The sequence below is a fragment of the Streptococcus sp. HMSC068F04 genome, assembly GCF_001837455.1.
In the GTDB taxonomy this organism is placed as follows: Bacteria; Bacillota; Bacilli; order Lactobacillales; family Streptococcaceae; genus Streptococcus; species Streptococcus salivarius_D.
Genome location: NZ_KV832470.1, coordinates 1 through 11,403 on the forward strand (window position 1 = coordinate 1; position 11,403 = coordinate 11,403).

The 11,403-nt window shown below is 38.7% G+C and carries 8 protein-coding genes; 5 read left to right on the forward strand and 3 right to left on the reverse strand.

The features are described 5' to 3' along the window. Window positions 1-83: 83 nt before the first annotated feature. From nrdF to nrdH, 3 genes are all read right to left on the reverse strand, one after another. Window positions 84-1,043, reverse strand: a complete 960-nt coding sequence (gene nrdF, locus HMPREF2571_RS03265; RefSeq protein ID WP_013990783.1) for a class 1b ribonucleoside-diphosphate reductase subunit beta — start codon at window positions 1,041-1,043, stop codon at window positions 84-86. Between the two features lie 157 nt (window positions 1,044-1,200). Beyond that, window positions 1,201-3,360 (reverse strand): class 1b ribonucleoside-diphosphate reductase subunit alpha, encoded by a 2,160-nt coding sequence (gene nrdE, locus HMPREF2571_RS03270; RefSeq protein ID WP_013990782.1) that lies wholly within the window; start codon window positions 3,358-3,360, stop codon window positions 1,201-1,203. A 90-nt stretch (window positions 3,361-3,450) separates the two neighbouring features. After that, window positions 3,451-3,675: a glutaredoxin-like protein NrdH gene (nrdH, locus tag HMPREF2571_RS03275; protein WP_045768879.1), complete on the reverse strand. Its 225-nt coding sequence runs from the start codon at window positions 3,673-3,675 to the stop codon at window positions 3,451-3,453. A gap of 331 nt (window positions 3,676-4,006) precedes the next feature. Between nrdH and acnA the strand changes: the two genes are divergently transcribed. The 5 genes from acnA (at window position 4,007) to ptsP (ending at window position 11,248) form a co-directional block, all read left to right on the forward strand. After that, window positions 4,007-6,670, forward strand: a complete 2,664-nt coding sequence (gene acnA, locus HMPREF2571_RS03280; protein ID WP_004182713.1) for an aconitate hydratase AcnA — start codon at window positions 4,007-4,009, stop codon at window positions 6,668-6,670. 1 nt (window position 6,671) lies between these two features. After that, window positions 6,672-7,796 (forward strand): citrate synthase, encoded by a 1,125-nt coding sequence (locus HMPREF2571_RS03285; RefSeq protein ID WP_002884029.1) that lies wholly within the window; start codon window positions 6,672-6,674, stop codon window positions 7,794-7,796. 13 nt (window positions 7,797-7,809) lie between these two features. Next, the gene (gene icd / locus HMPREF2571_RS03290) at window positions 7,810-8,985 is read left to right on the forward strand and encodes an NADP-dependent isocitrate dehydrogenase (protein ID WP_045768878.1); all 1,176 of its coding nucleotides are present in this window, start codon (window positions 7,810-7,812) and stop codon (window positions 8,983-8,985) included. A gap of 261 nt (window positions 8,986-9,246) precedes the next feature. Next, window positions 9,247-9,510 carry a phosphocarrier protein HPr gene (locus HMPREF2571_RS03295; protein ID WP_045772118.1) on the forward strand — a complete coding sequence of 88 codons (264 nt, stop codon included), beginning with the start codon at window positions 9,247-9,249 and terminating at the stop codon, window positions 9,508-9,510. A 4-nt stretch (window positions 9,511-9,514) separates the two neighbouring features. Then, the gene (ptsP, locus tag HMPREF2571_RS03300; RefSeq protein WP_002884022.1) at window positions 9,515-11,248 is read left to right on the forward strand and encodes a phosphoenolpyruvate--protein phosphotransferase; all 1,734 of its coding nucleotides are present in this window, start codon (window positions 9,515-9,517) and stop codon (window positions 11,246-11,248) included. Window positions 11,249-11,403: the final 155 nt, after the last annotated feature.

Here is an 11,403-nt window from a genome sequence, read left to right on the forward strand (position 1 = left end):
CCACCCGTTAGACGGGTGGTTATGATTTGTTTTTCGAATATAGTATTGAACACAATAAAAAAACTAGCTCAGCTAGTTTTTTCTTATAGTCCGTAGTTATAATCATCATCTTGCATGGCTTCAACAGTACCTAGAAGGTAACCATTACCAACTTGAGAGAAGAAGTCGTGGTTAGATGTTCCTGTAGAAATACCATTCATAACGATTGGGTTAACATCGTTTGCACTGTCTGGGAAGAGTGGATCTTGTCCCAAGTTCATGAGAGCCTTGTTGGCGTTGTAACGAAGGAAAGTCATGACTTCCTCGGTCCATCCAACACCGTCATAAAGCGATTTAGTGTAGAGCTCTTCATTTTCATACAATTGATAGAGGAGATCATACATCCATTCACGGAAAGTTTCTTGCTCTTCTTCAGGCAACTCGTTAAATCCTAGTTGGAATTTATAACCAATGTAGGTTCCGTGAACAGATTCGTCACGGATAATGAGTTTGATGATTTCAGCGACGTTAGCCAGCTTGTTATTACCAAGATAATAGAGTGGAGTGAAGAACCCTGAGTAGAAAAGGAAAGTTTCAAGATATGTTGAAGCAACCTTTTTCTGAAGAGGCGTTCCATTTTCATAGATATCGTTAATGATTTTCGCCTTGGTTTGTAGGTATTCGTTACTGTTAGTCCACTCGAAAATTTCTTCAATTTCAGATTTAGTATTCAAAGTTGAGAAGATTGAAGAGTAAGATTTGGCGTGAACAGATTCCATGAACTGAATGTTGTTCAATACAGCTTCTTCATGAGGTGTACGGACGTCTGCACGAATGGCTTCAACACCAGTTTGAGATTGCATGGTATCTAGCAAGGTTAAACCACCGAAAACTTTTCCAACCAAATCCTTTTCTTCAGCTGAAAGTTTACGCCAGTCATCAAGGTCATTTGAAAGTGGGATACGTGTATCTAGCCAAAATTGTTCGGTCAATTTTTCCCAGGTAGATTTATCAATCGCATCTTCGATTTCATTCCAGTTAATGGCTTTGTAGTAAGTTTCCATTAGAAACCTCTTTCTTTATTGATATCGTTACTATTTTATCATAATTCAAAATCATGATATAGTTTTTTGAGTTGATCTATTAAAAAAGTCGGCGAACCGACCTTTTAATGCATTTTGTAGATAAGACTAGTGAAGTTGTTATCGTTAAATCACTATCTTAGATGACACAGCTTTCACATTGGTTAGAACCAACCTCTTCACCGTCATCTGTATAAGTACGGATGTAGTAGATTGATTTAATTCCCTTGTTAAAGGCGTAGTTACGAAGGATAGAAAGGTCACGAGTCGTTTGTTTATTTTCTGTTTTCCATTCGTAAATTTCTTTTGGTAACTCACTACGCAAGAATAGGGTTAATGACAAACCTTGATCAACGTGTTCAGTTGCAGCGGCATAAACGTCGATAACTTTACGCATGTCCATGTCGTAGGCTGAAGTGTAGAAAGGAATTGTGTCTGTTGAAAGACCGTTGGCTGGATAGTAGATTTTTCCGATTTTCTTTTCTTGTCGTTCTTCAATACGTTGTGTGATTGGATGGATAGAAGCCGAACAGTCGTTAATGTAAGAGATTGAGCCATTTGGCGCAACAGCCAAACGGTTTTGGTGGTAGAGTCCATCTTTCTTAACGAGTTCACGTAGTTCTTCCCAATCTTTGGCTTGAGGGATGAAGTGGCCATCGAAAAGTTCTTTGATACGGTCAGATTTAGGAACGTATTGGCCTGTAACGTATTTGTCAAAGTAAGAACCATCAGCATATTTTGATTTTTCAAAACCGACAAAGGTTTCTTGACGTTCACGGGCAATGTTGTTAGATTCAACTAAAGTCCAGTAGTTCATTAGCATGAAGTAGATATTAGTGAATTCAACAGATTCAGGGCTACCATACTCGATATGGTGTTTAGCGAGGTAAGAGTGAAGCCCCATAGCTCCCAAACCAAAGGTATGAGCTTGTTGGTTACCATTTTTGATAGATGGTACAGCATCAATACTTGAGCTATCTGTAACAAAGGTAAGCGCACGTGTCATTGCTCTAATCGAACGACCAAAGTCAGGTGAAGTCATCATGTTAAGGATATTAGTTGATCCAAGGTTACATGAAATGTCTGTACCGAGTTTAACAAACTCTTGTGCATCGTTAAGTTCACTTGGTGTTTGAACTTGAAGAATTTCAGAACAGAGGTTGGACATGATAATCTTACCATCGATTGGATTGTGTCGATTGGCTGTATCAACATTGACGATATATGGATAACCTGATTCTTGTTGGAGTTTAGAAATTTCAGTTTCTAGCTCACGGGCATTAATCTTGGTTTTTGTGATATTTGGATTGGCAACCAACTCATCGTACATAGCTGTAATATCAATGTAGTTATATGGTTTACCGTACTCTTTTTCGACTGAGTAAGGGCTGAAGAGGTACATATCTTCATTATTACGTGCCAACTCGTAGAATTTATCTGGAACTGTAACACCAAGTGACAGTGTCTTAACACGCACCTTCTCATCAGCATTCTCTTTCTTAGTAGAAAGGAAGGCAAGGATGTCTGGGTGGAAAACATCCAAATAAACAACACCAGCACCTTGACGTTGACCAAGTTGATTTGAGTAAGAGAAGCTATCTTCAAAAAGCTTCATAACAGGCACGACACCAGAGGCTGCCCCAGCATATCCTTTGATAGGAGCACCAGCTTCACGAAGGTTAGACAGGCTAATACCTACCCCACCACCAATACGTGATAACTGGAGGGCAGAGTTGATAGAACGTCCGATAGAATTCATGTCATCTGTTACTTGAATAAGGAAACATGACACGAGTTCACCACGACGACTACGTCCAGCATTTAAAAATGAAGGAGTAGCAGGTTGGTAACGTTGGTGAATCATTTCGTTGGCAAGGTCACTAGCTAGGTTTTCATCACCATCAGCAAAGTAAAGGGCGTTGAATAGAACACGATCTTCAATACTTTCGAGGTAAGACTCGCCATCGTTTGTTTTGAGGGCATATTGTTGGTAGAACTTGTAGGCTGCCATGAAAGATTGGAAGCGGAATTTTTGAGAATGAATTTCTGCAGACAATTTTTCGATGAAAGCAGGTTCGTATTTACCGATGAATTCAGACTCAATATAATCGTTCTCAATCAAATAATTAATTTTATCTGTGATGCTGTTGAATGCCATTGAATTTGGCTTAACGTTTTCAAGGAAGAAGGCACGAAGCGCTTCTTTGTCCTTATGCAAAGGAATTTGACCGTTAACAGGACGGTTAATTTCGTTATTGAGGCGGAAGTATGAGACATCGCCAAGATTTTTTAAAGACATAATACAGATACCAGGCTCAGTTTAATAGTATATTAAGGTTGAAACATTAAACTAAGCAAACAAGTTCCTTTCTATATAAAAACTTGATAATTAAAGGATTTCTTTAAGTTTAGCCGGTTGAAAACCTGAAAAGATGATATCGCCGGCTTCAATAACTGGAGCAGCAGTGAAACCGAGGCTTTTAACGTAATCGATTTTTTCTGGCTGTTCATCAATGTTGATTTCTTCGAAATCAGCACCTTCCTTTTCCAAGAATTTTTTAGTCATTTTGCACTGCATGCAGTTGTTTTTAGAAAACAATGTAATCTTTGCCATTGCAAATACTCCTTTATAAAAAGATTTTAAGTGGCCAAGAGCCACTTTTTCGACTCTAATAGAATACCCAAAATATTGGGAAAAATCAAGCTAAATATCTCAAGGAAATACAATATTTTGTGTTTAGTATTGAAACACAACCCTATATCTTGTGTTTTAAAGGCTTTTTTAAGTTTCCTAAATTAAATAGGATTTGTATATGGAAATGATGAAAAAAGAAATATCTAACTATGCATGTTATATAATATAACATCAAAATGCCAATTCTATTTGTTTTTTCAAAAAAAACAGTGTAGAATAAAGAAAATTTTTAACTAATGGAGGTTCAAGTATGCAAGAATACTGTTCAAATCTAACTGTAAATGGTAAGACATTCTCTTTCTATGATCTCGAAAAAGCAGCAAAATCTCATGATGTTAAGGTCGGAGAACTACCTTATACCATTCGAATACTACTTGAAAGTCTCCTCCGAAAAAAAGATGGCGTCGATGTTAAGGAATCTCACATTTCTGACCTGATGAAATTTCCGAATTTTCCGACAGTTTCCGAAGTGCCTTTTAAACCAAGTCGTGTTATCTTACAAGATTTTACAGGAGTTCCTGTTGTTGTTGATTTAGCTTCAATGCGTGATGCTATAGTGGCTAATGGTGGTAAAGCCGAATTTATTAACCCTGAGATTCCAGTGGATTTGGTTATTGACCACTCTGTCCAAGTGGATTCATACGGATGTGATACTGCTCTTGAAGATAACATTAATCTAGAGTTTAAACGTAATAACGAGCGCTATGAATTTCTAAAGTGGGCCGAACAGTCTTTTGAAAATTACCGTGCTGTTCCACCAGCTACAGGGATTATTCATCAGGTTAATATTGAATTTTTGAGTGATGTTATTATTGAAAATGATGGGCTCCTATATCCTGACTCTATGTTTGGTACTGATAGTCATACAACTATGATTAATGGTATTGGCGTTCTTGGTTGGGGTGTTGGCGGTATTGAAGCTGAAGCAGCTATGCTCGGTGAAGCATCTTATTTCCCAATTCCAGAGGTCATTGGTGTACATCTGACGGGAGAGTTGCCTAAAATTGCTACAGCAACAGATTTGGCTCTCAAGATTACTCAGGTACTTCGTTCTGAAAATGTGGTTGGTAAATTTGTTGAGTACTTTGGACCTGGCTTGAAGAGTTTGTCTCTAGCTGACCGTGCTACAGTCGCTAATATGGCACCAGAATATGGAGCGACCTGTGGTTATTTTCCTATTGATGACGAGACTCTTAACTACATGCGTTTAACTAACCGTGATGAGGAACACATCCAAGTCACTGAAGCCTATACAAAAGCCAATCATCTTTTCTATGATCCAAGTAAAGAAGCCAAGTATACTAAGATTGTTGAAATTGATTTGTCATCCATTAAACCTTCTATCTCAGGTCCTAAACGTCCACAGGATTTGATTCTCTTATCAGATGCTAAGCAAGAATTTCAAGATGCAGTGGTACGAGAAGCTGGTGTCCGTGGTTTTGGTTTGGATAAGGAAGAGCTAGCAAAAACTGCAAACGTTGACTTTGAGGATCATTCAGAAACAATTCAAACAGGTCATGTGGCCATTGCAGCTATCACATCATGTACCAATACTTCAAATCCTTACGTTCTTATGGCAGCCGGTCTTTTAGCTAAAAAAGCGGTTGAGAAAGGATTAAAAGTATCTCCAACAGTGAAGACATCTTTGGCACCAGGTTCTAAGGTTGTTACTGGTTATCTCAAAGCTTCAGGCTTGCAAACCTATCTAGATAAGCTTGGCTTTAACTTGGTAGGTTACGGTTGCACAACCTGTATTGGGAACTCAGGAGACTTACGTCCTGAGGTGGCTAAGGCTATTGTAGACACTGATTTATTAGCGAGTGCTGTTTTGTCAGGAAATCGTAATTTTGAAGGGCGTATTAATCCACTTGTTAAAGCGAATTTCTTGGCTAGCCCACCATTGGTTGTTGCTTATGCCTTAGCTGGTAACACGAATATTGATTTGACAACTGAACCTTTAGGTTTTGACGACAATGGTCAAGCTGTTTATTTAGAGGATGTTATGCCATCTCGTGAAGAAATTGAGACTTATGTTGATAAATACGTCACTCGTCAACTTTTCCAAGATGAATATGCTAATGTCTTTTCTGATAGCGAGAAGTGGAATGCCATTCCTACTGAACAAAGTCAAAATTATAAATGGAATCAAAACTCTACCTATATTCAAAACCCACCTTATTTTGATGCTTTAGGAGATGATTTGAGCATTGAACCATTGAAAGATTTGAAGGTTTTGGCTAAATTCGGAGATACGGTAACAACAGACCATATTTCTCCAGCAGGCAATATTGCCAGAAATAGTCCAGCAGCTCGTTATTTGACTGAGAATGGTGTTGATTATCAAGAATTCAATTCTTATGGTAGCCGTCGTGGAAATCACGAAGTCATGATGCGAGGAACCTTTGCTAATATTCGTATCAAGAATGAGTTAGCAGATGGAAAAATTGGTGGATATACTAAATATGATGGTGACATTCTACCTATATACGATGCTGCTATGAAATATAAAGAAGCTAATCAAGATACGCTTGTAATTGCCGGTAAGGATTATGGTATGGGCTCAAGTCGTGACTGGGCGGCTAAAGGTGCTAATCTTCTTGGTGTAAAAGTAGTGCTTGCTGAGAGTTTTGAGCGTATTCACCGTTCAAATCTCGTTATGATGGGGATTTTACCAGTCCAATTTATGGAAGGAGAAAATGCTGAAAGTCTTGGATTGACAGGACATGAGACCTTTAGCTTTGACCTTTCAGAAAATCCAGGTGTCCATGATGTTATCACCGTTACAGCTTCAACACCTGAACAAACCAAAACTTTTAAAGCTTTGGTACGCTTTGATGCAGATGCTGATATTCGCTACTATAAAAATGGTGGTATCTTGCCAATGGTTGTAAGAAAAAAATTGAAGGGAGCCTAATATGACAACAGTTGAAATTAATGGACTTAAGGACATGATTGCCTGTAATACTAGGATTTCATCTATTATTGATGATCATTTATCGTATTCGGGATATGATATTTCCGAGTTTATGGATAATAAAGCGTCTTTTGAGGAAGTGATTTATCTCTTGTGGAATGGTCATCTTCCTACGCAAATGGAACTCAAGTATTTTGAAGCTGAGTTGCGTAAGAACTATGATATTTCTGATGCTGTTGAGCAATGCATTCTTATCCAATCTCGTCCCCATTTGCACCCAATGAGTGTTTTACGTTCAACAGTCTCCCTTCTTGGGGTTTACAATGTGGACGCCGAGGAAAGATCCATGGAGGCAATTTATCAGCAAAGTATTGAATTGATGGCTAAATTGCCTACAATTATTACGACTTTTGCACGCTTACGTACTGGTAAAATGCCCCTCAAACCAAGAGAAGATTTAGGTTTTGCGGCTAATTTTCTCTACATGCTGAATGGTGTTGAACCTTCTGAAATTGAAATTGAAGCTATGAATAAGGCTTTAATTCTTCATGCTGATCATGAGTTGAATGCCTCAACTTTTGCAGCGCGTGTTTGTGCCTCGACTCTGACAGATATCTATTCTTGTGTCACAACAGCTATTGGTGCTCTAAAAGGTCCCTTGCATGGTGGAGCTAATGAACGCGTCTTTGATATGCTTAAAGAAATCCGTGAATCTGGTGATGTTAATGCTTACTTGCAGGAAAAACTTGACTCTAAAGAGAAAATCATGGGATTTGGACACCGTGTATACAAGAAACAGGACCCTCGTGAAATTTTCTTAAGAGATATGGCTAAAAAGTTGACAGAGGGTACTGAGAATGAAGAATTCTTTAACATGTCTCAAGAAATTGAAGAATTCATGAAAGAAAAGAAGGGATTGATTCCCAATGTGGACTTCTATTCAGCCACTGTATATCATACTCTAGGAATTGACAGCGATATCTTCACACTTATCTTTGCTATGAGTCGTGTTGCCGGCTGGATTGCTCATATTCAAGAGCAACAAAAAAATAACAAATTGATTCGTCCACGCTCACAATACATCGGACAAGAAAATATGACGTATATTCCTTTAGAAAAACGCTAGGGAGGAAAGCTATATGGCAGAAAAAATCGTAATGAAAAATGGACAGCTTCAAGTTTCTGATCGTCCAATTATCCCTTTTATTGAAGGCGATGGTGTTGGACATGATATCTGGAAGAATGCCCAAGCAATCTTTGATAAAGCAGTAGAAGTAGCCTATGAAGGAAAGCGTCATATTGAATGGCAAGAGCTTCTAGCCGGTAAGAAGGCTTATGACAAAACAGGTGAATGGTTGCCGAAAGAAACTTTGGAAGCTATTCGAGAAAGTTTAGTAGCTATTAAGGGACCGCTTGAGACGCCAGTAGGTGGTGGTATCCGTTCATTAAATGTAGCATTACGTCAAGAACTTGATCTCTACGCTTGTGTTAGACCTGTTCGTTACTTTGACGGAGTAGCAAGTCCACTTAAGGAACCAGAAAAAACAAATATTACTATCTTCCGTGAAAATACCGAAGATATTTATGCTGGGATTGAATGGGAAGCAGGAACGGCAGATGTCAAGCGCGTGATTGAGTTTCTCCAGACAGAAATGAATGTTAATAAAATTCGCTTCCCAGAGTCAAGTAGTATCGGAATTAAGCCAATTTCAATAGAAGGAAGTAAACGTCTCATTCGCTCTGCTATCGACTATGCTCTCAAGAACAATCTAAAGAAAGTGACATTGGTTCATAAAGGGAATATTCAAAAATTCACAGAAGGTGGCTTCCGTAAATGGGGTTATGAAGTAGCTCAGGAAGACTATAAAGAAGAATTGCTGGCTGGTCGTTTAGAGATTAATGATATAATCGCTGATAACTTTCTCCAACAGATTCTTTTAAATCCAGAAAAATTTGATGTTGTTGCCTTAACCAACTTGAATGGTGATTATGCCAGTGATGCCTTGGCTGCACAAGTTGGTGGTATCGGCATCTCCCCTGGAGCCAACATTAACTATCAAACAGGCCATGCTATTTTTGAAGCAACACATGGAACAGCTCCGGATATTGCAGATCAAGATAAGGCTAATCCTTGCTCAGTTTTATTATCTGGCTGCATGCTTCTAGATTATATTGGTTGGACTGAGGCAGCTCAACTGATTACAAGTGCTATTGAGAAGACATTTAAAGCTGATATCTTTACAGCTGACTTAGCATTTGGGAAACAAGCTTATTCAACGAGTGCCTTTAGCAATCAAATTCTTTCAATTATGTGATTGTTTTTGCTCGAAAATGAAAATTAACGATTGAAAACACCATGAAAGAAATTTTCTGAAAATGTTGTAAATAACTAGAGACTAGTATTTGCTTATGTTTTGAAAAATGAAAATGACCAGTAAAATGAGAGACAAGCTTTCGAAAAACTTGTAGAAAGTACGTTTTAACCTTGATAATCTCAATTAGCTATGTTATAATTCTAAATTGTAAGGGTTATCATTGATAACTCAAATATTCCAAATGAAGAAGGAGAATCCATTATGGCTTCTAAAGATTTCCACATTGTTGCAGAAACAGGTATCCACGCACGTCCAGCTACTTTGCTTGTTCAAACAGCTAGCAAATTTGCTTCAGATATCACTCTTGACTACAAAGGTAAAGCAGTTAACCTTAAATCTATCATGGGTGTTATGAGCCTTGGTGTTGGTCAAGGTGCTGACGTAACTATCTCTGCAGAAGGTGCTGATGCTGATGACGCAATCGTAGCAATCGCAGAAACAATGACAAAAGAAGGATTGGCATAAGAATATGACAGAAATGCTTAAAGGAATCGCAGCATCTGATGGTGTTGCAGTTGCTAAGGCATATCTGCTTGTTCAACCGGACTTGTCATTTGAAACTGTAACAGTTGAAGATACAAGTGCAGAAGAGGCTCGTCTAGATGCTGCTCTAGCGGCGTCACAAGACGAGCTTTCTGTTATCCGTGAAAAAGCAGTTGAAAGCCTTGGTGAAGAAGCGGCAGCCGTTTTTGATGCTCACTTGATGGTTCTTGCTGACCCAGAAATGACTGGTCAAATTAAAGAAACTATCCGTGCTAAACAAGTTAATGCTGAAGCTGCTTTGACAGAAGTAACAGACATGTTTATCGCTATTTTTGAAGGTATGGAAGACAACCCATACATGCAAGAACGTGCAGCGGATATTCGTGACGTTACAAAACGTGTGCTTGCTAACTTGCTTGGTAAAAAATTGCCTAACCCAGCAACAATCAACGAAGAATCAATCGTTGTTGCTCATGACTTGACACCATCTGATACAGCTCAGTTGAACAAAAAGTACGTAAAAGCTTTTGTTACTAATATCGGTGGACGTACAAGTCACTCTGCAATCATGGCTCGTACACTTGAAATCGCAGCCGTTCTTGGTACAAATAACATCACAGAACTTGTCAAAGATGGCGACATTTTGGCGGTTTCAGGTATTACTGGTGAAGTTGTTATCAACCCAACTGAAGAGCAAATTGCTGAGTTTAAAGCAGCTGGTGAAGCTTACGCTAAACAAAAAGCTGAATGGGCTCTCCTTAAAGATGCTCAAACAGTTACTGCTGATGGAAAACATTTCGAATTGGCTGCTAACATCGGTACACCTAAAGACGTTGAAGGTGTAAATGATAACGGTGCAGAAGCAGTTGGTCTTTATCGTACGGAATTCTTGTATATGGATTCTCAAGACTTCCCAACTGAAGATGACCAATATGAAGCATACAAAGCAGTTCTTGAAGGTATGAACGGTAAACCTGTTGTCGTTCGTACAATGGATATCGGTGGGGATAAAGAACTCCCTTACTTCGATCTTCCTAAAGAAATGAACCCATTCTTGGGTTACCGTGCTTTGCGTATTTCTATCTCTGAAACTGGTAACCAAATGTTCCGTACACAATTGCGTGCCTTGCTTCGTGCATCTGTTCACGGTAAATTGCGTATCATGTTCCCAATGGTTGCTTTGTTGACTGAGTTCCGTACTGCTAAAGGTATTCTTGAAGAAGAAAAAGCTAAATTGGTTGCTGAAGGTGTTGCCGTTGCAGACGATATCGAAGTAGGTATCATGATTGAAATCCCTGCTGCAGCTATGCTTGCTGACCAATTTGCTAAAGAAGTTGATTTCTTCTCAATTGGTACAAACGACCTTATCCAATACACTATGGCTGCTGACCGTATGAACGAACAAGTTTCATACCTTTACCAACCATATAACCCATCAATCCTTCGTTTGATTAACAATGTTATCAAAGCGGCTCACGCTGAAGGTAAATGGGCTGGTATGTGTGGTGAAATGGCCGGTGACCAAACTGCTGTTCCACTTCTTGTCGGAATGGGCTTGGATGAGTTCTCAATGTCAGCGACATCTGTTCTTCGTACACGTAGCTTGATGAAGAAACTTGACACAGCTAAAATGGAAGAATATGCTAACCGTGCGCTTACTGAATGTTCAACAATGGAAGAAGTTCTTGAACTTTCAAAAGAATACGTTAACGTAGACTAATCATAAAAAGTGGAGGCCTAGGCTTTCACTTTTTTTATAACTAAACAGAGACAAAATAATTGACTCATTCATTGGTTAGGAGTAGAATACGGCTAACCTAGGTTAATAATTAAAACTATTTTTTGCCCTAATTGTCAAGTCAAGTGCAACAAAGA